The organism is Pseudomonadota bacterium (genome assembly GCA_018823135.1).
Classification (GTDB): domain Bacteria; phylum Desulfobacterota; class Desulfobulbia; order Desulfobulbales; family CALZHT01; genus JAHJJF01.
This window is the reverse complement of sequence record JAHJJF010000146.1, coordinates 1-22,146: the sequence shown is the minus strand read 5'-3', so window position 1 is coordinate 22,146 and position 22,146 is coordinate 1. Positions and strand designations below refer to the sequence as shown.

Below are 22,146 nucleotides of genomic sequence, written 5' to 3'. Positions count from 1 at the left end.
TTATACGTAGATATCTCAGCGGAAGGTATGGTGTGTATCAGATATCAAGTAAAAGTTTAGCAATGAGAAAATATCCCATAACTCCAAGGATATCGATAGCAGTTGTAACAAAAGGTCCGGTTGCAACCGCAGCGTCGATGTCCAATCGACGCAGAATAAGCGGCACAGAGGTACCGATAGTAGCGGCAAGTGCCATGGCAAAAAGAATTGATATACCGATTACCAGACCGAAATTCGCCTGTTCCGGATAGCCGAAATGGGCAAGCACTCCAAGAAACAAACCGTAAACACTTCCCAGAATGATTCCGACGCGTAATTCCTTAAAAATAATTTTGGACAGCGCTTCCATGTTGACCCTGCCGGTAGCGATACCGCGGACAACAATAGTGCTGGACTGTGTGGCGATATTTCCTCCCATACCCATAACAATGGGTATGAATGCGGCCAAGGCTATGACCTGACGCAATTCACTTTCAAAGTAGGTAATAATAAAAGCCGCGATCACACCGCCGATCCAACTGGCAAACAACCAGGGAGCACGAGTCATGGCATTATCGATGGTAGATTTCAACAAAATCTCACGGTCCTTACCGGCACCGGCCATCTGGAGGAAATCCTCGGTTGCCTCTTCCCGGATAACATCAATAATATCGTCAACCGTTACAATCCCCATGAGTTTGAAATTACTGTCAACAACGGGCACTGCGAGAAAATTATATTGCGAGACGATATGGGCGACCTCTTCCTGGTCTGTATCGATTGATACCGCAATAACTTTGGGATTCATGATATTCTTGAGCAGCCGATACGACGGGTGCATGAGTAATTCCCGCAGGGACAAAACTCCTACCAGCTGGTCATCAGAGTGGATAATGTAAAGATAAAAAGACATCTCTTTTTCTTCACTCCGCTCCTGTATTTTCTGGATGGCATCGCCGACGCTTAATTCCCCATCAAGTGCCATGAAATCAGGTGACATGAGACCACCGGCGGTCTCGGAATGATACTGGAGGAGATCATCAACCTCGTCCCGATCATCCTTCCCCATGAGTCGACGGATCTCATTGGCAATTTCATCAGGCAAGGCCTCAAGGATGTCAGCAGCATCATCCGAAGCCATTTCGCGAATAACCGACTCCATGAATTTCGGCTTAAGATTTTCAACGACCTCAAGCATAACAGCCTGATCAAGTTCACTTAAAAAATCAGCCGCCTTATCCGTTTGCACAATAATGCTGAAAACATTTTTTCTTTCTTCCGGATTCAGATGCCTGAAGACCCAAGCCATGTCAGCCGGATGAGTTTTATTAACAAGTTTAAGGAGATGAACGACCGCGCTGCGCCGGTTGAGGCGGCGAACAGTATCAAGAATCACCTTCCCTTCATTTCCTATGAGTTCCCTTGGAGCTGCTCTTTTCATAGTATCATCCAAAATCCCTTGCCGGGTTATAGTGCAAATCGAGTCATTGCGGAGAATCCACTAAAAATACACAGTTACATTAAAATATACAGACTCTCAGTCTGTTCCTGTTCACCGCAAAAAAAAGCCGCGTCCTGAACTCGACGCGGCAATCAAAACATTTCCAAGAAAAGAGTAATTCCCCGTCGTCAATGCACCTGCGCCTCAATCAACGTTATGACCACAGGCCTGCCTTTCTTGCCGGTATATTTTTGAAGCCTGCCGCTGAACGAAATAGAATCACCGACTTTTAAACCGGCGGCAGCCTCAAGATCATAACTGATCAAAATCAAATTATATCCTTTATAAGTCATCGCATCAGGGTTGGCGACGTATATCTCCGCCTTGCCGCGACCGCCTTTTACATTTTGCACAACTCCTTTCCATGTTACTTGTGAGTCACGAATTTTTTGCCAATACATTTCCACATGAAGAGATGTTTGCTTGGAAAGACTCAGGTTGTCGAGAACCTCAACGTAATCAAGAGTGTCAGAGGCATGAGTGATTCCACTCCAAAGTAAAATCATGAATAGTACTAGAATACCATTATTTTTTTTCATGATGCATTCTCCTTGTTTAAAAAAATGAGTCATGGGCTGGGTTTGCATACTAACTGAATATAGTAAAAAATTACAGGAAATTTAGGGAGTTCTCAATATTTTCCTTACTTAAACCACCGCTCGTGGAAGATAAATATTGAATACCGAACCTTGCCCGTACTCGGAATCAACTGTTATCACCCCGCCATAATTCTTGATAATTGAATAAGTGACGGCAAGCCCCAGGCCGCTGCCCATCTGTTTGGTGGTAAAATACGGATCAAAAAGCTTGGGAATATTTTCTTCTCTGATGCCGAGACCCTCATCCTGAAAAGTGATCTGAACATAATCCCCTGCAGGCAGAGACAGGGTGTTATCGGATGTGATTTTCTTATTCATACCGAAAATCATTATGGTTCCATCCGTATCCAACACCGCTTCCCGGGAATTGAGGACCAGATTTTCCACAACCTGCCGATATTGCTCATCATCTCCCTTCACAGGCCATAGATCTTCGACAAAATCAAAATTACAGATGTTTTTCGCCCCCTTAAACACCGATTCAGTCGCTTGTCTAATCACTTTATCCAAGAGAACTATATTGTTTTTCGGGGCGCTGTTTTTTGAAAAAGCCAGCAATTGCTGAACAAGGTCCCTTGCCTGTAGAGAAGCTTTTTCCGTATCTACAAGCATGGCAACAAGGGATTCATCATTGATATTCTTTTTTACCAGAGCGACATTTGCAAGAATCGCGGTGAGAATATTATTAAAATCATGGGCAATCCCTCCGGCAAGGAGCCCCACGGATTCAAGTTTCTGGGCACGCTGCAGTTCTATTTCAAGTTTCTTCCGCTCGGTAGTATCCCGGACAAAGACCGCTACTTCATCACCGATTTTGGTAACCGCTACGGCAACCTCAACCGGCACCTCATGGCCATCACGATGCTCAATAGTCGCTTCAAGGCGTTTTCCAAAAATGTCCGTCCGGTTGCCGCGAAGAACTTCATTGAATACCTGCACATGCAGAGCACGATACCTGTCAGGAATAATTGTAAAAACAGATTTGCCGATAATTTCCTCTGCCTTCCAGCCGCTTAGTTTTTCCGCCTGATGGGTCCATTCGGTAATTATCGCATTACTGTTTACCATCAAAATTGCGTCAACCGCAGTTTCAACGATTTTCTTGAATCGCTTCCGGCTTGCAAGTTCTGCAAGCTCGGTTATCTTAAGGTTTGTGATATTGATGGAGGATATAATGGCGCCCCCTGAAAACGGCGACATTTTAATATGAAGATATTTATCTTTATATTGCAGCTCTGGATATTCTTTTGTCGTATTGGTCCTGATACAATCCATCAGCTCATCATACATTGATATTGAGTGTTTAGAGGCATAATCAACATACATGACCGAGCCGATATCAGGAAGCCTTTCACCGGATTTTTCCTTTGCAAGATTGTAGCCGGTCACCTTTCCTTCAAAATCCACAAAGACCGTATCGATGGGATTGTTGGCCACAAGTTCCCGATAGCGACCTTCACTTGCAAGCAGAGCACTCTCCGTTTTTCTCTGAATATCCAGGATTGAATGGAGTTCCGCGACCCGGCTTTCAAGTTTCTCGACAAGTTCAACAAGGTCTTTTTGGGAATGTTTTTGATAATCCATAATTTAAGGACTCATATTTATGCCCGGTGGGTAAAAAATCGCGGCAGAAAAAAATCTACCACGCAAAACAAACATGTATTACACAATAACTCGATGGAATCAGTCTTTTCGAAGTCTCATGCCTTCTCTATCCACGATTTCATCATAAATGCTAATTTCTCTTTTCAACACATTGCGCCACACCTGAAAGAATAATGCAGCAATCCAAAAAACTTACACCATAGAAAAAAAGGGCTCAAGCATAAGCTTGCGCCCTTATGATTATTTTATGTGGAAGTATTAGAAAATCAGACAGTCCTTATCCGAATTTGGCCATAAAGTTATTCAAGGCCGTTTTCAACCAGGTCAGGGAATCCTGACCGGAAATCAAGAACAAGGCGCCGCTGACATCCTTATCTTCAAACTGAAAAACAGTTTTCATGAAAATCGCGTGCTTTTCCGGATCAGCGAGACGCTCCAGGATCGGCTGTTTTGAAATTCTTTGAACCGTCACATTCGGAGGAGAATAAGAAACCACGTCGTCTAGAAGTTCGGCAATTTTTCCGACGCAGGCACCGATTAAAATATTGCCCACCTCAAGAAGGGTCTCTTTCTCAAAAACCAGTCTGTCGACGTTCATATTTTCATCAAAATCATCCTCAAACAAAGAAATCAGTCCCTTGCCTGATTCAGCCGGAAAAATCAGCAGCGCCGATCCTTTGAATTTTCCCCAGTAATTCTGCTCCACTATACGGATGTCCTTATACATTTTCACTTCTTCAACGATGCGTCGAGGCAAATCCGCCGCATTAAGCAGTTCCACATACGGCACATTTAAAAACACCCTGATATCGATTACTTCAGCCAGATCGGCGGACGCCTTACCAAAAGCGATATTCATTACTTCCTGAAGAATTTCAATATCATTATTATTCAACATAACGTTCCGATTATCTAACTCCATTGTCCTGCCCCATTATTGAAGTTGCTCTTCAGCTTTTTTTAACGCTTTTTGTACAGTTTCTTTAGACGGAGGTTTTTTAAGAACCGTTAAAGCCCCAAGTTTAGCCACCTCGCCAATTGTTTTTGATTGTATGTCAGCGGTAGAGACAATAACCAGTGCCCTTGGATTTATCTCTTTAATCTTTGCAAGAGCCTCCACACCATCCATAACCGGCATGGTCAAATCCATAAAGGTCACATCAGGATTAACTTCCAGATACTTTTCAACCCCGACTTTCCCGTCTCCGGCTTCAAATAGAGCAAAATCTCTGTCATCAGGCAGGCATTTTTTTAAAATTTGTCGAGCAATAGGCGAATCATCGACAATAAGTATTTTTTTAATCATCTTCCCCCCCCCGATTTAATACCAACACAGATAACGAATAAATTGAGATCTTAAAAAATTCTATCCATATATAAACCGCAGAATCGACCATATCATTTTTTGGATTTATCCTTGCCGCCGGTAAAATCAATGATTGAAGAAATTTCTTCAATCTGTTCGTGCACTGTCGTCTCAACAGGGATCGGCTTTGATTTTTTTATTTTCTTTTTCGAAATTTTCGGCAGTTTAGAGTTATCTTTCACAACTGACTCGAATTTGTTTACTTCCTTGTTTTTTCTTTCTTTAACCGACGTTTTTTCATCGATCTTTGATTTTTTTGTTTTATCTGTACCTTTTTTGGAAACAGCCGCAACTTTTTTGGGGACGGTTTTTTCAGTTTTCTTTCGAGCCGGTCTGGCAGTTGTCGCAGTGTCGTCAATCATCAAAATCAGTTCATCAATCTGCGTCTGGACAAAACTTTTTCCGGTGTGTTTTCGAACACGTTCCGACTCGGGGGCTGCTGGTTCCTCTTCAGAATCGTCCTGAGATGACGAGATCTGTTCAAGTTCCTTGACAATCATGTCCGCAGCTTCAGAAACCGGTTCATGGAATTGGGGTTCAACAGTGACTGCATTCAAGGATGAAAGAGGAGGAGAATCTCTTTTTGCAAACGGGTTATCATAGGAAGATGAAAATAGATCAGTCAGAATTGACTCGGGTTCCGTCCTTCTGCTCTCACCGGTATCAAGCATGGCAAACAATGCTTCAGTGAGTTTCTTTTCATAGATTGAAGCTTCGGTGACATCCTTTATGGAAATAAAAACGTAACGGATCGCTTTGCTTTCATCGCGGATCGGCCCCATGGTGCAACTTTGCTGCATATAATCAACATCGGACATGAAGGTGCTGTCAGGCTTGAATGGAAAGAGATAATCATATAATTTTCTAGGGAAAAAATAAAAATTACCAAAAGCGAAAACCGCCTTGAAATTTCGTCGGAATTTGGGGCTGTCAAGGTGGGGAAATGTCTCGAGAACAGAACGCCCCAGGATCATTTCCTTCTTGATGCCGCTTCTCGACTCGAGCCAATGATTCCAATATCGAACCCGGAGGTCTTTATCAAGAATGATAAGACCGAGATCGATCATTTCAATTATCTGACTAAATACTTTCATTTCAAAAGATAAAAGATATCAACCTGAGAGGCTTTTTTAAAAACAATCATTTTCTTGGAAAATTACCAAAAAATTTCTGCTATTCTTATTTTTTTTTCATGAGTTCTGAAAACCGTTTAGTCATTTTCTGAGCCATCATGCCAATTGATACCGGGCTTTCATAAATCACATCCTTGAAAAACTCTCCCGGTATTTCAATAACATTGCACCCACCGCGGGAAACAACATCAGCAGTGGCAAAATCCCGCTGAAACACGGTCATTTCCCCGAATATTTCACCGGGCCCCAGAAAGGCAACATGTCGCTTCTCCTTCCCCTTCTCAACTATGACCTCAACCTTGCCCTTGCATACCACCCAGAGATTGTCCGGTTGTTCGCCCTGCCTGGTTATATATTGTCCATCCGGATAGGATACTACTTTTGATACATCAGCAATACGTCTAACATCTTCAGGAGTTATTTTTTGAAATATTTCAACTTTAAAGAGATATTCTTCGATGTTCATTACCGGCCTCATTTGTATCTGAATTGAACTCTTGGTAAATTTTCTCTTACCATCTGTTAATATACTCCAATTGAAAGCAAGAAATAAATAGAAATATTGGAAAACTTAGAGCAAATCCGATTGATTATCACAAAAAACGGGCTGGATGCTCCTTAGGCTTCGATGATTTCGCGGATCTGTGAATTAACCAGAATTGTCGCAGGCATATCATGAAGCACTTTCTGATAAAAGCCGTGCCAGCTTCTTTCGTCTTCTTCTTCAGGGAGTTCATAACCCAGAAATATGCAATCAGCGCTTGCTGAATATTCCCGAAATATATTTTCAAAAGGGTCGCGGCTCACGATAACTTGCGGAAAAGCCTTTACCCGGGCAAGACTGATTATCCCGACAAGATCCTCTGACGCAGGAATCCGCCCCTCCTCGTTTTCAACCACCCGCAGCAGACGAATCTCGGTGTTTTCCCATTCCCAGTTTTCGGTAATCAGGTGGGCCGCCAGCATCATCATCTCGCCGTTTTTTCTTCCACGCCACCAGATGTCTATCCGTTTATCATTGGTTTGAAGCGGCAGGCCTTTTACTGACACGAGGAAAATGCTCATCTCCAATGCGGCTGCAACCTTCAGCTGGCGAAGATAAGCGGGCAGATGTTCGTATTCAGAAGACCAGCCGAATATTGCGACATTAGGATGAATCGGTCCGGTTTCTGTTGCCTGAAGCAGCATGGAAACCCCATCTTCAATTGTGTCTGCGGTCACAACCGACGGAAAGGCGTCGATATTTTTTTCCTCGCAGAACTTCTGTAATTGCCGGAGAGCCCCCGGTCTTCTGGACGCAAGTTCCATGAAATCCCCCTCAAGAATGTCTGCCAGATACACCAGTCCACGTTTAGCCGCAATCCATGTGGCATATTTAACCAGTGGTTCACGAAGAGCAGGAATTCCTGAAAAAACCAGCATGGTGGGCCGCCAGTTCTTGGGATCCTCCGGCATCCGGCTCAGACGGAGAAGGTTCTTGCGGATGGAATTATAGACAAATCCCCGCCTGGCATCACCAAAAGCCGCTTTAAGCTTTCTGGTCTTGATAAACCAGAAAAAGAGAAAAATAATAAGGATTGCACCGATTGCCGCAATCCAGTTAATGAGAATGGAAACCACCATACAGGCAAAAGCGCCAAGCAGGGCGGTTGACCAGTGATAAAAACGGAATCGCGGCCGGAAAGAAGGGTTGTCGCCGAAATCCTCGATAAACGCCGACAGATTAATCATCCCGTAACTGTATAAAAAAAACATCGCAATGATCGCCGCCATGGCGTTAAGTGCATCGCCGCCGGATTCATTCCCGGCCCAGAGCAGCACGATTACGCTGATAAAATAAGTCAAGATAAGTGCCCGCCTGGGCTCATCACCTTTTTTTGCCCCTTTTGCATAAAACGTCAAAAACTTCATTATCCGATCACGTGACACAGCCTGCAGCACACGAGGCGCTCCGAGAAGGCTGCCCAGGGCAGAGGAAAGAGTTGCGGCAATAACTCCTGCAACTACAATCCATGAAAAACCGAACAGAGCGTTTTCCTTTAACAACCCAAAGGGATTGGTAATAAGGTCCGCTCGTTCCCAGGCGCCACCGCCGATTAGTATCTGCGCCAGATACACCAGAAACCCGACGATCACCGCCGCAAAAGTCCCCCGGGGAATACTTGTACCGGGGTCCTTGAGATCGCCACTCATATTGACCCCTGCATCAATACCGGTGACTGCCGGAAAATAAATCGCAAATATCAACCAGAAGCCATACTGCATTCCGGAGGATGTCCGGGCCACGTCCAGCCCATAACCGGGAGAAAGATTACTCATAAAGCGTGCCGATGAAAATTGCAGGATACCGCCGCCCAGAAAAGCGGCAATAGCCAGAAACAGAACAAACATGACCACAAACTGTGCCTTTATGGCCAGGCCTGCGCCATAATAAGCAACCAGAAAAAGCACTGTGGCGGTTACCAGGCAGATACTTAAAAAATGCGGGGCGATTCCTGGATATGAAATAACCAGCGCTTCGGCAAATCCCAGAATATAAAAAGGCACGGAAAGGGCCAGGGCAAAGAAAAGCGCAATGCCGATTGCGCCGCCGAACTCAACGCCCATTACTCTTGATATGAGAAAATACGAACCGCCGCCCCGCACCTGAATATTTGTACTGATTGCCGCTATGGAAAAAGAGGTCATCAGGGTGATGGACTTGGCAATAATCAGGATAATCACCGCGCCGATGATCCCTGCCTGGCCGACGACGAAATTGGCGCGCATGAACATTATGACGCCGAGGATTGTCAGTATCGCCGGAGTAAAAACGCCCCCAAAGGTACTGAAAAGATTTTTTTCTTTGCCTGTGGTCCCGGGATCTGTTTGATTCGACATTAATGAATTACTCCGAAAACCGCTTAAGCAGGGGATAAGGCCTCAAACCCTGAAATTATATCCAGGAGTTCAGCGGTAATGGTGTTCTGTCTGGTTTCCCGGAACTTGCCCTGCAGGGCTTCCTCCATTTCCAGAATATTCTTTTCGGCGGCCTGCATCGACGCAAGCCTTGCTGCGTTCTCACTGGCCAGGGACTGCGAAAAGGCCTTATAAATCGTCCCGAAGATATGCTGATTGAAAAGCTGCTCAAAGAACAATGCATGATTGACGCCGATCATCGGCAGGCAACGATTGGGCCATGACTGGCGGCGTTTATCCTCGCCGTATTGCGGATCAAGGGGCAAAACCCGTTGGCTTGCCGAAGAATATGCCCCGCCCCTTTCAAGCCTGTTGTAAAAAAGGTGAAAGGTCTCAACCCTTTCTGTTTCATGCAAAATGGCGAATTTATCAACGATTTCGAACATGAGATCGCCGATTGCCGATGGCGAGGATGGCAGATAATAATGTTCGTGTATTACCACTTCCTCTTCAAGGCCAGCCCGGACCCGTTCGCCGGCGGACCAGAATATTTTTTCATAACCGATCATTTCTTCAGAATTAGCGATGTCCAGGGCATACTGCATGATATTTTCATTAAACTGCCCGCACATCCCCTGGTCCGAACCAATGACCAGAAATACCGCCTGATCAGACATTTTCTTTTTCTGGAGATGGGGCCGGTTTTTAAAAAATACCTGCCAGGCCTTTTCTATCACAACGGTATACTCATCCATTGCCCCGGCGGCGGTTTCATATTGACGAATATTCACCGCAGCCAGGCTTTTCATGGTTTTTACCACCGACAACAGGTCGTGTGATGTTTTTATCTTTCTGCCGAGAATCTCTAAGGTTTCCATGGTTCACTTAAAATTGGATCTCATTGTCATAAACTGAAGAGATTTTTTCAATACGAACCGCAGAATGTCGAACAAGGAATGTCGAAGTGTTTTTTTACTTCTGCGGTTCAAAATTCCCTGTTCAACATTCGATATTCTCTCTTAAAATGACAACCGCCATTACTTAAACGTCATTGAATTATATGTTATTACTCACCCAAAAGAATCATTCAGTCTTATCCGCAGCTTCCGATTCAGTCTCAGGAATCATATCAGCCTGCAGGCCTGAGACAATTTTCTCAAGCTCCCGCTGAAGTTCATCCCAGATCGGATCATCTTTGCCGGCGTTCACAATCCGCTCACTCAGTCCGGAAATTCCCTGAAGACCGGCAATAATTTTCTCTTCAGCCTCAAAGATTTTTTCAAGGGGTATGGAGTCAAGCATGCCCTTATTGGTGGCCATCAATATCGCCACCTGGTCAGATGCGGTAAGCGGTGAGAACTGCTGCTGCTTCAGCACTTCACGGACGCGGCGGCCATGTTCCAGGGTTTTACGGGTTGCATCATCAAGCCTGGTGCCGAAGCGGGCGAATGATTCAAGTTCCTGGAACTGCGAATAGGAAAGCCTGAGATCACCGGCAACCTTACGGTATGCTGCAAGCTGCGCCTTGCCTCCCACCCGGGAAACCGATTTTCCTACTTCAACTGCCGGGAAAACCCCTTTCTGGTAAAGATCGGGAGAGAGATAGATCTGCCCGTCGGTAATGGAAATAAGATTGGTCGGGATGTACGCCGAAATGTTCTGGGCCTCGGTCTCGATGATCGGCAGCGAAGTGATGGAGCCGCCGCCTGCCTCATCCCGCAGACGGGTTGAGCGCTCCAGAAGCCTGCTGTGCACGTAAAAAATATCGCCGGGAAAGGCCTCACGGCCGGGCGGGCGTCTCAACAGCAGGGATATCTGCCGATAGGCAATGGCATGCCGGGTAAGATCATCATAGATCACCAGCACATCCCGACCCTTATTCATGAAATACTCGGCCATGGACGTTGCGGCATAGGGAGCGATAAACTGCAGACCGGGCGGATCGCTGCCTTCCGCCACCATCACCAGGGAATATTCCAGGGCATTCCGTTCTCTGAGCTGGGCAATTATCTTGGCAACAGAAGAACTTCGCTGGCCGATGGCACAGTAGATACAAATCACATCCTTATCAGCCTGATTGATGATCGTGTCCAGAGCAACCGCGGTTTTACCCGTCTGCCGGTCTCCGAGGATCAACTCCCGCTGGCCGCGGCCGATGGGAATAAGGGCATCAATCACCTTGATGCCGGTCTGCAGCGGTTTGTTCACCGGGCCACGCGCCATAATCGCCGGAGCTTCACGCTGCACCGCCAGATGCTCGATGGCCTGAATCGGCCCTTTCTCATCAAGGGGCCTGCCCAGGGGATCGACAATCCGGCCGATCAGCGACGCATCAACCGGCACTTCAAGAATCCGGCCGGTGCGGGTTACTTCGTCCCCGGATTTCAAATCCATATCGTGGCCCAGCAAGACAATTCCAGTCCTGTCCGGCAGGATATCAAGGACAACTCCCATGACGCCGCTGGGAAAGACAACCAGTTCCTCGGATTTGACGGATTCAAGCCCCTTGGCCCAGACAATCCCCTGCCCCACAGAAAAAACATGGCCGATCTCTTCGCGGCTCACCGAAGCGGAATAGGAGCCCGTGCCCTGCTTCAATTCCCGGGCGGTCTCATCAAGAAGATTACTGAGTTTTTTTTTGTCGGTCATTTTATTCTGCTCAATGTTGATGGCTTCACAAAAAGCCGGATGCTGAATTATCGCCTCTTGTAATTTCAATAAGTTACAGGAGAAATACGCGTCCGACGAGGGCTTTTTGCGAGTCCGACAATGTTGGTGGACATATGAAAATCCAGTGCCACTGATTAAAATCGCTCTCTTAAAAGGTTTGAGATTCTGTAGATCATTTTTTTACGACGCCATCATGGTTCGGATGATTTCATCTTCCATGTCGTTCATGTAACGGCTGAGGTTCCATTCCCATTTCCGGTCACCGACCAATAAACGAATTCCAAAGCCAAGTTCCCCTTGCTCCCGGAAATCAATCGTCTTTTGCCCTGGAAAAAATTTCTTCAGTCCATCCTGCAGATTTGTTTTTTGAGCATTTCCCAGAGGAAACCCGGAAATAATTGTCAGGTGCTCATCCTGCTCAGGGGGGGACGAGATCTCACGGTTAATTTTATCTAAAAATATCTCAATAAGGCGGGATTCGAGGTTATTGTCGGCCAGATCAGCCAGAACCTTTCTTGAAATATCAAACACCTGCCTGCTGATGGTGACCTTCAATTTCTTAAGAAATGCTTCCTGTTCATCCTCAAGGTTCTGCTGCCAGTTTTTCTGCTGGGCGGCAATTTCAGCTTTCAGCCGATCAACACTTTCCTGCTTCCATTGTTCTATCTCACGCCCTGCTTCCTGCTGCATCAGCTCACGTTTCCCGCCAAAATCCTTTTGGTCTGCCGCCAGACGAAGGGCATAATCACGCCCCTCCTGTTCCGCCCGTGCTGCCGCGGCGATACCTGCGGCAATCGTCTTTTCACGGGCATCCATGGCCTTGATGATCGGGCCGTACAGGAACCGTTTCAACAAGACGATGAGAATCAGAAAATTGACTATCTGAAAAAAGACTGTGGTCCAGTCAATCAACATCAATCATCCCCCGACCTTTGTTAAAAAATATTTCCAGAAAGGGTTGGCAAAAATCAGAATCATCGACACCACGAAACAATAAATTGCAGTGGACTCAACCATTGCCAGCCCCACAAACAAAGTGCGGGTTATGGTGTTGGTCTCGTCAGGCTGCTGGGCAATTGACGCCAGGGCCTGGGCAAGAGCGCGGCCTTCGCCCAGGGCCGGGCCAATGGCGCCGATACCGATGCATATACCAGCGGAAATAATCGAAGCTACCGCAACCAGTGCTAAATTATCCATACCTTCACTCCTTCTTTATGTTTGTTCCCGTAACTACTCAGGGTTGTTTATTCCCTTCCATTAATTTCAGCCCTCTCATCATGGATGACTGGCCATGGGTTAATCACCCGTTTGAAACTACAATAAAAAATCCATAAGCAATCACAGGGTGCTGTAGATTTGCACGATCAGGACTGGCCGCTATAGTCCGCTATGCGGGCTGTCCTGATCGTGCGAAGGTGCAGTGCCCTGTGATTGCTTACTTTCGTGAATTTTCAAGCCGGCAGCGATATAAACTGCGGCAAGAATTGCAAAAATATAGGCCTGGACAAGGCCGGTAAGCAGGCCCAGAAGCTGCATGATAACCGGAAATATAAGCGGCGCGATGGCCAGCAGAATGCCGCCGATCATGCTGCCGCTCATGACATTGCCGAACAACCGGACCGCCAGGGCAAGGGTGCGGCTTATTTCCCCGGTAATGTTAAAAGGCAGCATCAAAGGCGTGGGCTGAATATAATTCTTCAGATAAGCGCCGAAGCCGGAATCGGCAATACCGTATATCGGCACCGCCACCAGCACGCACAGCGCCAGTGCCGTGGTTGTTGAAAGGGAGCCGGTGGGCGGTTGAAATCCCGGGACAACCGACAGCAGATTACAGGTGGCGACAAAGAGGAACAGGGTGCCTAGGAATCCAAGGAAACGCCTTGGATTCTGCCTGGTTACATCATGGATCTGGCCGAGAATCATGGTTATGACGCTTTCGAGAAAATTCTGCCAGCGGGAAATTTCCGGTCCGGTGGAAAGACGACTGGTAACCAGCCATGACCCAAGGGTGATGATCAGCATGACCAGCCAGGTAAAGGCCATGGTGGCATTAATCGAGAATAATTCAAGTTGAATTAAAATGATGCTGTCTGGGCTGAGCTGCATTATTTTTTTAAAATGCCTCGATTGATGTTTAGATTGCCATTCTCCGACAAACTCCTGGTCAAAATGAATCGGACCATGAAAAATCCAACAAGAAAAGTTATCAACATCCCCGGATTTATTCTCGCAATAAAAATCATTCCAAGCAGCACAGGAAATAGCCGGATCAAATAACTCATTACCAGAAGCCGCGTCGGATGCCTGCTCACCGGCACTCGCCGGACCGTGAGCAAAAGTCCGTAGAAATAATACAAACCGCCGATACTCCCGAATATGAAACCGATTATATACGGCTGGCTATTCATCATTTTTTTTCTCAGGGGTATGCTTTCCCACAAGTTCCTGCCGTTCTTTCTGCACCCAGTACCAGGCATTGTAACAACCCAGACAAAGGCCACCGATAATCAACATCAAGGTCCAGGAATATCTCCCTGGCCAGTGTGCATCTATCCATATACCTAGAAACCCGGCCGCCACTGTGGGTAATGCAACGGACCAACCGACCATGCCGAACATGCCCAGCCCGAACCAGATCTTTTTAGCTTCCCGTCTGGATTCAATTTTTTTCTTTTCCCGATCATGGACCCGCTTGGGAAATTCGTCATGCCTTTCCATAAGTTTAACTCCGATGGCTGAATTCCAGGAAACGTTTAATAAAGCCTATTTCCAGTTTGGCAACCGCGGAACGGCCCTGCTTTTCACGTTCCTGCTTTTCAATGAGCATATTTTCCACTTCCCTGTTCAGTTGGCCCAGTTCACCGGCAACGGTACTCCTTGTCGCGATCATTACCTCATCCCCCTGTTTTACGAGGATTCCCTGATCTATGGCCAGAAAATGTTCCTTGCCGTTTGCGGTAATATAGGAAAAAATCCCCGGACTCAGCGCTGTGGAATAATCTATGTGTCGCGGCTTCAGGCAGAATTCCCCTTCCAGTCCTTCCCCTTTGATTTTCGCAACTTTTTCTTCAAGAAACTTTGCAGTCGGCAGAAGAATTCTAAGGATGATCGAGTCGTTATCCATTTGCACCTTTCACTTCATCAATGCTGCCGATCATATACAGGGCGCTTTCAGGGATCTCGGAAAATTCATCATTGAGAATCCGCTCACATCCGTCAATTGCGTCTTTCAGGTCAACAATCCGGCCCTCTAAACCAGTAAAATGCTCAGTGGTAAAAAACGGCTGGGTCAGAAACCGTTCAAGTCTTCGGGCGCGATACACCGTTTTCCGGTCTTCCCTGGATAATTCCTCGATTCCCAGCATGGCGATGATGTCTTTCAATTCATCATAGGTGGCAAGGGTCTTTTTCACATCCCGGGCAATTGAATAATGTTTATCACCGACAATGCGCGCATTGAGCATCATGGACTTGGATTGCAGAGGATCAATGGAGGGATAGATTCCTTCGGAAGCAAGCTTCCGCGAAAGCACGATACTCGCCGAAAGATGACCGAAGGTGTGCACTGCAGCCGGATCAGTCAGATCATCGGCCGGCACATACACCGCCTGGATTGAAGTGATCGCAGCCTTTTTGGAGCTTGAAATGCGTTCTTCAAGCTCGGCAAGCTCCGTTGCCATGGTGGGTTGATATCCGAGGCGCGACGGCAATCTGCCCATGAGGCCCGAAAGCTCCATGCCGGCCTGGATGAAACGGAAAATATTATCGATAAGCAGCAAAACGTCTTTACCCAGATCGTCACGAAAATATTCCGCCATGGTCAGGGCGCTTCTGCCCACCCGGAAACGGGCCCCCGGGGATTCATTCATCTGGCCGAAAACCATCACGGTATTTTTTAGGACCCCGGCGGCGTCCATTTCGCGGTACAGTTCTTCGCCCTCCCTGCACCGCTCGCCGATGCCGCAGAAAATACTTAATCCTTGATGTTTGCCCACCATATTATTAATAAGCTCGGTAATCACCACGGTCTTGCCCACCCCGGCGCCGCCGAACAAACCCGCCTTGCCTCCGCGTTCAAGGGGTGCAAGCAGGTCAATGGCCTTGATGCCGGTAAGAAATATTTCTTCGTGGGTAACGCGGTCAGCCAGGGAAATAGGATACTGATGAATGGATTTTCTCAGCTGGGCCACCGGTTCTGTTTTCAGGTCAATTGTCTCGCCGAACACATTGAACATCCGCCCGAGATTTTCCTCGCCAACCGGCACCATTATCGGCGCGCCTGTTCCCTGCGCCAGATCACCCCGTCCCAGCCCTGCGGTGGGGGTCAAGGCAATGCAGCGGGCGGTATGCTCATCCACATGATCCATGACCTCAAGGGCAGTCTGCTGGTTTTCGCCGGCATAGAGCAATCCGTAAACCGGGGCAAGTTCCTCTTCAAAAAACACGTCAACAACCGTCCCGCGCACTGATTTCACCCGGCCGGAGTATCTGCTCTTATTTTCCTGAATTTCGGTTGTCCGCACCATTAATCCTCGATTTTCTCAGTATCACCTATTGATTAAAGACTTGTTAAAAAGATGCTTTTCAACACTTTTTCTCTCTTCACCCTTCCAGCGTTTGGTTGCCTTCTGGAAAAACGTATTATTGGGGATTCGAATGAGTGCTTTTTCTTCCTCTGGCATTTCCCCGTGTTCAAGGATGGAGGTATACATGATATTGAAATCAACAACCTTGCCTCGAAGGCCAGAACCGCCGACTAACTCGGTAATCTCAATATCATCGCCGATCCGAAACGGCTTGAACAGGATTATCAGAAAAGAACATAAAAAATTACTCAACACGCTCCACACCGCGATGAATCCTACGGCAATCATTGCCGACACGGTGAGCAATGATGCGACTATGGCTGAAATCTTTACCCCCAGCTGCTGCATGGAGAAAAGAATGACCATAACAAAAACAAGGATTTTCGTTATATTTTTGAATACACGGAATAAAGATTCGGAAAGAGCCTCCTGTTTAAACAACAGAGAATAAAAACGACTTAAAGCCGCATAAACAAGGATACCAGCAAGGAAAATCAATACTATCGCAATAAATTTTGCGTCCTGCCACATCATTAATTCATTAACATTGAAGCGGTTCATCATCATACCTCATGGCTGCTATTGCAGGATTGAATCCCGCAGCTTGACCTGTCATTGGTGTTATCTGATTCTTGTTTGCACTGATTACAATGTCAAGCAATGATTGGATTTATCAAAATTGTTTTGCATTTGAACTCTTGCTTTTAAATGTGTTTTGACACTACATTAAAAAATCTTTTAACTGCCTGATCTGATTTTTTTATTTTTCAACTCATAAATATAGGAGACAAATGTTTATCTGGCTCGGTATTCTTTTCTGTATTTCACAATCCGCCCTTTTTTCCGGACTCAATCTTGCCGTATTCAGCGTAAGCAGATTGAGGCTTGAAGTTGAAGTCTCATCCGGCAACGCCGATGCGGAAAAAGTAATCAAACTCCGTGAAGATGCAAATTTTCTGCTTACAACCGTTCTTTGGGGAAACGTCGGAATAAACGTCCTGCTGACACTGTTATCGCATTCGGTTCTGGCCGGGGTCAGCGCTTTCATTTTTTCAACTGTGGTGATCACCTTTGTGGGAGAAATCTTTCCCCAGGCATATTTTTCCAGAAACGCATTATTTCTGGCATCGCGCCTGTATCCGGTGATCCGCTTCTATCAATACCTGTTATACCCCCTTGCCAAACCGTCCGCCCTGCTGCTTGACCTGCTGCTGGGGAAAGAAACCATATGGTACATGCAGGAAAAGGATATCCGCAATCTGCTTAAAAAGCATATGATCTCGGATGAAGCTGATATCAACAAACTGGAGGGAATAGGCGCCTTAAATTTTCTGGATATTGACGATATGATAGTCTCCCATGAAGGAGAGGTGATTAACCCGGACAGCATTATTCAATTGCCGATTGTTCATGGAAAACCTCAGTTTCCGGTGATTAACAAGTTGTCCACCGATCCTTTTCTGCTCAAGGCGCAACTTTCCGGCGAAAAATGGGTAATCATCACCGATACCGATGAAAAGCCATTATATGTTATGGATACTGACAAACTGGTGCGGGATGTGTTTTTCGGGCATGACCCGATAAATCCCCTGATCTGCTGCCATCGACCGATCATCGTCAACGATCCGCACATGCCCCTTGGTGAGGTGATTTCAAGGCTGAAGGTTTTTGCCGAACATCCTGAAGATGATGTCATCGACCAGGATATTATCCTGGTCTGGGCAGAAGAAAAAAGGGTGATAACCGGTGCGGATATTCTCGGCCGCTTATTACGCGGAATAGTAAAATAGTGGCCATTCTCCTCGCCGCCATGCACTGAGGACCTTCATGGCAACGCCTGTGTGCAGATTACTGGACTTTGAGAGGTCGGATGATGACTGAAATCAAACTTTCCAAACTCGCCGAAGATGTATTGAAAAAAAGGTATTTCGGTAAAAATTACCGAGGAGAAATTCTCGAAACCCCACAGCAATTATTTGAGCGGGTTGCACGAGCGGTTGCCGAGGCGGACCGCTTGTTCGAGGCGGGAGCGCCGGTGACCAAGACCGCCCAGGCCTTTGAGGAGGCGATGACCTCCTTTGCCTTTTTACCCAATTCTCCATGTCTGATGAATGCCGGCAGACCACTGGGCCAATTGGCCGCCTGTTTTGTCCTTCCCATAGAGGACAGTCTTGATTCCATTTTCCAGACATTGAAGCATACGGCAATCATCCATGAAACCGGCGGCGGTACAGGGTTTTCCTTCAGCCGCTTGCGCCCCAGAGGAGATACCATTCTTCCGGCCATAGGTGTGGCCGGTGGGCCGGTGTCATTTATCGAATTATTCGACAAGGCAACCTATCTAATTGATCGCAACCGAATTCGCCCGGGCGCCAATATGGCCGTTCTCCATATCAATCATCCGGATATAGAGGAATTTATCACCGCCAAACTTATCCCCGGCAGTCTGTGTAATTTCAATCTGTCAGTAGCAGTGGATGATTTGTTTATCAATTGCCTGCGGAAAAACCGAAAATACACCCTTGTACACCCGAGAACCGGGGGGTCGGTGAAAAAAATTGCCGCTACCAAACTCCTTGATTTAATCGCCGAATGCGCCTGGAAAACCGGCGATCCGGGAATCATTTTCATCGACCGGGTAAACCGAGCCAATCCTCTGCCGAAGATGGGCTGGATAGAGGCCACCAACCCCTGTGGCGAACAACCCCTGCTCCCCTATGAATCATGCAATCTTGGGTCGATTAATCTCACAAAAATTATCGACAACGGTGAAATAAATTACCCTAAGCTCGATCATCTTGTCCATCTGGCAATCCACTTTCTCGACAATGTCATTGAAATCAACCGCTATCCATTACGACGGATCGAGGAATTGAGCAAGAGCAACCGCAAGGTCGGCTTAGGAGTCATGGGTTTTGCCGATATGCTGATCATGCTGAAAATCCCCTATCAAAGCGAACAAACCATCAGCCTTGCCCGGACGATCATGGCCAGAATCAAGACCGTGGCGGAACAGACATCTGCCGAGCTTGCCGAAAAACGCGGCAATTTCCCGAGTTTCGACCATAGCATCTATCCTTCGCAGGGCGTAAAAAAGCGGCGCAACGCCACCCTCACCACCGTGGCACCAACCGGCACCATCAGCCTCATAGCCGGCGTCAGCAGCGGCATAGAGCCGGTCTTTGCCTTTGAATTGCAACGCAAAGTCGTGGACAAAATCTGGGTGGACACTCATCCCCTTTACACTGAATTAATCGCCCAGAAGAAAAAAATCCCCAGCGAAATCTTCCAGACCGCCTGGGATGTATCCCCCCAATGGCATCTGAGAGTTCAGGAAGCCTTTCAGCAGTTCACCGATAATGCGGTATCAAAAACCGTCAACCTGCCGGAATCGGCAACTGTTGCAGATATCAGCAAATTGTTTCTCGACGCAGTGGGAAAAGAGGTGAAAGGGCTGACCGTTTATCGGGACAAGTCTCTGGACAACCAGATTCTCGGGGCCTGCAGCCTGAAAAGGGATGAGTGCAGTTGAGAACTCTATTCTTCAGTCACTTTGGTTGACTTCTTCTCTGGAAGGTTTGACATCTATAGTCAAACTATGATAGGCCAAACTAGAAGCAGACAATACGAGTATTTTTGAATTCTTCCACTCCAGACTCTCAAAACCATTAAAATTAATGGATTCTCCCACGGCCGCCTCTTCCCTCCCGTGGGAATCATCTCATCAGGCGCTCTGAGCAACTGCTTCTTCAACGGTCTTATCTTTTAAAAAAAATTGAGGAGAATGGCAATGACAGGACAGGCATCAAACGACATTTCCATCGTTTTAGGAGGAGAGGCCGGTCAGGGAATCCAGACCATCGAGCAGTTACTGACCAAGATCCTGAAACTGGACGGCTATCAGGTTTACGCCACCAAGGAATATATGTCCCGGGTGCGGGGCGGCACAAATACCACCAGCATCCGGGTAGCTTCCCGTCAGGTTCGGACACCGGTCCGTCGCATCGATCTTTTATTTCCCCTTGATAAAAACGTCATCCCCCATCTGCAATCGAGAATATCGGATCAAACGGTAATTATCGGAGATGGATCAGTTCTCGGAACGGATATGCAACTGGTTGATATTCCTTTCAATGCAATGGCCAAGGAGCTCGGCAATGAGATGTATGCCAATACTCTTGCCCTGGGAATGCTTCTCGGCCTGCTGCAGACCGATCAGCAGGTTACGGAAAAATATCTCCACAATCGATTTACCGACAAAGGCGAGGAAGTGGTTGCCAAAAATATCGAGGCGGCCAGGCAAGGATATGGCAAAGGACTTGAGCTGCTTCAAAGCGGGGCCGTCAGTGTTGCGCCAATCGAACGCTCGGATATCAGTAATGAAATCATGGTGAACGGCTCCGAAGCCATTGCCATGGGCGCCATAGCCGGAGGGTGCCAATGCATAACCTCCTATCCCATGACCCCGGGTACCGGAGTGATTACCTTCATGGCCGGGCATATGCATGATTTTGATCTGCTGGTTGAACAGGCGGAAGATGAAATTGCCGCAATCAATATGGCTTTGGGAGCCTGGTATGCAGGAGCCAGGGCCATGGTGACCACTTCCGGCGGCGGTTTCGCTCTGATGACCGAAGGAATCAGCCTGGCGGGAATGATGGAATCCCCAGTTGTAATCCATCTTGCCCAGCGCCCCGGACCTGCCACCGGGCTTCCCACCCGCACCGAACAGGGGGATCTGGAACTGGCGCTTTATGCAGGGCACGGTGAATTCCCCCGCATCATCCTGGCCCCTGAATCTCTCGACACCGCATTTCACCTGACCCAAAAGGCCTTCAATATGGCGGATAAATACCAGGTGCCGGTCTTTGTTTTGTCTGATCAGTACCTGGTGGATACGTATTATAACACGGCTGCTTTTAACTTGAACGGATTGAAAATAGAACAACAGGTCGTCGAGACCAAGGAAGACTATCAACGCTACCGGCTTACCGAAGACGGTATTTCTCCAAGGGGTATTCCCGGAGGAATTGGCTTGGTCGGCGCTGACAGCGATGAGCACGATGAAGCCGGCCACATTACCGAAGATCTGCAGCTGCGGCCCAAAATGGTGGATAAGCGCCTGAAGAAACTTGAAAAAATAAAAACCGATACAATTCCATCACCCTTGTTTGGACCCCAGGATTACAAAATCCTTGTTCTGAGCTGGGGGTCCACCAACCTTATTGTCAAAGAGGCCCTTGGATCTTTGGCAAGAAAAAATATTGCAGCGTTGACCTTCACCCAGGTTTATCCATTGCCGGATGATCTCTCCAGTCAATTAGAAAGAGCGGATCAAACCATCATTATCGAGAATAATGCCACCTCGCAGCTGGGGAATTTGATTCTTCGGGAAACCGGACATCGTATCGATCAGGCAATCCTGAAATATAACGGCCTGCCCTTCACGGTAGAGGAATTAATTGAAGAAATAGGTAAATGTTTGCCCAGGGAGGAGACCCGATGAATTACGAAACAGATAATATCGATATAGCCTGGTGTCCCGGTTGCGGCAATTACGGAATTCTCAAAGTCCTGAAAGATGCCCTTACGGACCTGAGTATCAACCCCAGGGAGTTGGTACTGGTCTCCGGAATCGGCCAGGCGGCTAAAACCCCGCATTACATCCCGGCTAACTTTTTTAATGGCCTGCACGGACGGGCATTACCGCCTGCCACTGCAATCAAGGCGGTAAATCCCGGACTGAAAGTGATCGTCACCAGCGGTGACGGAGACATGTACGGTGAGGGCGGCAATCACTTTATCCATG

Annotated in this window: 22 protein-coding genes; 4 read left to right on the top strand and 18 right to left on the bottom strand. The window is 47.2% G+C overall.

Annotation, left to right across the window (positions count from 1 at the left end):
* Nucleotides 1-37: 37 nt before the first annotated feature.
* The 18 genes from mgtE to KKE17_14905 all read right to left on the bottom strand — a co-directional run bounded on the left by mgtE (nucleotide 38) and on the right by KKE17_14905 (nucleotide 16,904).
* Nucleotides 38-1,420 (bottom strand): magnesium transporter, encoded by a 1,383-nt coding sequence (mgtE, locus tag KKE17_14990; GenBank protein ID MBU1711304.1) that lies wholly within the window; start codon nucleotides 1,418-1,420, stop codon nucleotides 38-40.
* Between the two features lie 188 nt (nucleotides 1,421-1,608).
* Nucleotides 1,609-2,019: a hypothetical protein gene (locus KKE17_14985; protein MBU1711303.1), complete on the bottom strand. Its 411-nt coding sequence runs from the start codon at nucleotides 2,017-2,019 to the stop codon at nucleotides 1,609-1,611.
* A gap of 108 nt (nucleotides 2,020-2,127) precedes the next feature.
* Entirely contained in the window at nucleotides 2,128-3,663 is a 1,536-nt protein-coding gene (locus KKE17_14980; protein ID MBU1711302.1) for a PAS domain S-box protein, read from the bottom strand.
* A 298-nt stretch (nucleotides 3,664-3,961) separates the two neighbouring features.
* Nucleotides 3,962-4,582 carry a chemotaxis protein CheC gene (locus KKE17_14975; GenBank protein ID MBU1711301.1) on the bottom strand — a complete coding sequence of 207 codons (621 nt, stop codon included), beginning with the start codon at nucleotides 4,580-4,582 and terminating at the stop codon, nucleotides 3,962-3,964.
* Between the two features lie 36 nt (nucleotides 4,583-4,618).
* Nucleotides 4,619-4,990 carry a response regulator gene (locus tag KKE17_14970; GenBank protein MBU1711300.1) on the bottom strand — a complete coding sequence of 124 codons (372 nt, stop codon included), beginning with the start codon at nucleotides 4,988-4,990 and terminating at the stop codon, nucleotides 4,619-4,621.
* Between the two features lie 92 nt (nucleotides 4,991-5,082).
* The gene (locus KKE17_14965; GenBank protein MBU1711299.1) at nucleotides 5,083-6,117 is read right to left on the bottom strand and encodes a PAS domain-containing protein; all 1,035 of its coding nucleotides are present in this window, start codon (nucleotides 6,115-6,117) and stop codon (nucleotides 5,083-5,085) included.
* A gap of 112 nt (nucleotides 6,118-6,229) precedes the next feature.
* Nucleotides 6,230-6,649 (bottom strand): cyclic nucleotide-binding domain-containing protein, encoded by a 420-nt coding sequence (locus KKE17_14960; protein MBU1711298.1) that lies wholly within the window; start codon nucleotides 6,647-6,649, stop codon nucleotides 6,230-6,232.
* Between the two features lie 152 nt (nucleotides 6,650-6,801).
* On the bottom strand, nucleotides 6,802-9,063 hold the full coding sequence (locus KKE17_14955; GenBank protein MBU1711297.1) for an amino acid permease: 2,262 nt from the start codon (nucleotides 9,061-9,063) through the stop codon (nucleotides 6,802-6,804).
* Nucleotides 9,064-9,086: 23 nt separating this feature from the next.
* Nucleotides 9,087-9,959 carry a F0F1 ATP synthase subunit gamma gene (locus KKE17_14950; GenBank protein ID MBU1711296.1) on the bottom strand — a complete coding sequence of 291 codons (873 nt, stop codon included), beginning with the start codon at nucleotides 9,957-9,959 and terminating at the stop codon, nucleotides 9,087-9,089.
* A 205-nt stretch (nucleotides 9,960-10,164) separates the two neighbouring features.
* Entirely contained in the window at nucleotides 10,165-11,730 is a 1,566-nt protein-coding gene (locus KKE17_14945) for an alternate F1F0 ATPase, F1 subunit alpha (GenBank protein MBU1711295.1), read from the bottom strand.
* 201 nt (nucleotides 11,731-11,931) lie between these two features.
* Nucleotides 11,932-12,666: a hypothetical protein gene (locus tag KKE17_14940; protein MBU1711294.1), complete on the bottom strand. Its 735-nt coding sequence runs from the start codon at nucleotides 12,664-12,666 to the stop codon at nucleotides 11,932-11,934.
* Nucleotides 12,667-12,669: 3 nt separating this feature from the next.
* Nucleotides 12,670-12,948, bottom strand: coding sequence for a F0F1 ATP synthase subunit C (locus KKE17_14935; GenBank protein ID MBU1711293.1), 279 nt, complete (start codon nucleotides 12,946-12,948; stop codon nucleotides 12,670-12,672).
* 180 nt (nucleotides 12,949-13,128) lie between these two features.
* Nucleotides 13,129-13,857, bottom strand: coding sequence for a F0F1 ATP synthase subunit A (locus KKE17_14930; protein MBU1711292.1), 729 nt, complete (start codon nucleotides 13,855-13,857; stop codon nucleotides 13,129-13,131).
* Nucleotides 13,857-14,162, bottom strand: coding sequence for an ATP synthase subunit I (locus KKE17_14925; GenBank protein ID MBU1711291.1), 306 nt, complete (start codon nucleotides 14,160-14,162; stop codon nucleotides 13,857-13,859). The genes KKE17_14930 and KKE17_14925 overlap by 1 nt, the downstream gene beginning before the upstream one ends.
* Entirely contained in the window at nucleotides 14,152-14,469 is a 318-nt protein-coding gene (locus KKE17_14920; GenBank protein ID MBU1711290.1) for an AtpZ/AtpI family protein, read from the bottom strand. The genes KKE17_14925 and KKE17_14920 overlap by 11 nt, the downstream gene beginning before the upstream one ends.
* Nucleotides 14,470-14,473: 4 nt before the next feature.
* Nucleotides 14,474-14,860 carry a F0F1 ATP synthase subunit epsilon gene (locus KKE17_14915; protein MBU1711289.1) on the bottom strand — a complete coding sequence of 129 codons (387 nt, stop codon included), beginning with the start codon at nucleotides 14,858-14,860 and terminating at the stop codon, nucleotides 14,474-14,476.
* Nucleotides 14,861-14,867: 7 nt separating this feature from the next.
* On the bottom strand, nucleotides 14,868-16,277 hold the full coding sequence (gene atpD / locus KKE17_14910; GenBank protein ID MBU1711288.1) for a F0F1 ATP synthase subunit beta: 1,410 nt from the start codon (nucleotides 16,275-16,277) through the stop codon (nucleotides 14,868-14,870).
* 21 nt (nucleotides 16,278-16,298) lie between these two features.
* Entirely contained in the window at nucleotides 16,299-16,904 is a 606-nt protein-coding gene (locus KKE17_14905; GenBank protein MBU1711287.1) for a mechanosensitive ion channel family protein, read from the bottom strand.
* A 224-nt stretch (nucleotides 16,905-17,128) separates the two neighbouring features.
* Between KKE17_14905 and KKE17_14900 the strand changes: the two genes are divergently transcribed.
* From KKE17_14900 to KKE17_14885, 4 genes are all read left to right on the top strand, one after another.
* Nucleotides 17,129-18,127: a DUF21 domain-containing protein gene (locus KKE17_14900; GenBank protein MBU1711286.1), complete on the top strand. Its 999-nt coding sequence runs from the start codon at nucleotides 17,129-17,131 to the stop codon at nucleotides 18,125-18,127.
* An 80-nt stretch (nucleotides 18,128-18,207) separates the two neighbouring features.
* A complete protein-coding gene (locus KKE17_14895) occupies nucleotides 18,208-19,869 on the top strand; it encodes an adenosylcobalamin-dependent ribonucleoside-diphosphate reductase (protein ID MBU1711285.1) in 1,662 nt (553 codons plus the stop codon).
* 258 nt (nucleotides 19,870-20,127) lie between these two features.
* Entirely contained in the window at nucleotides 20,128-21,843 is a 1,716-nt protein-coding gene (locus tag KKE17_14890) for a 2-oxoacid:acceptor oxidoreductase subunit alpha (GenBank protein MBU1711284.1), read from the top strand.
* Nucleotides 21,840-22,146: 2-oxoacid ferredoxin oxidoreductase (locus KKE17_14885; protein ID MBU1711283.1), on the top strand; the 307-nt coding region annotated here is incomplete at its 3' end. The genes KKE17_14890 and KKE17_14885, both read left to right, overlap by 4 nt.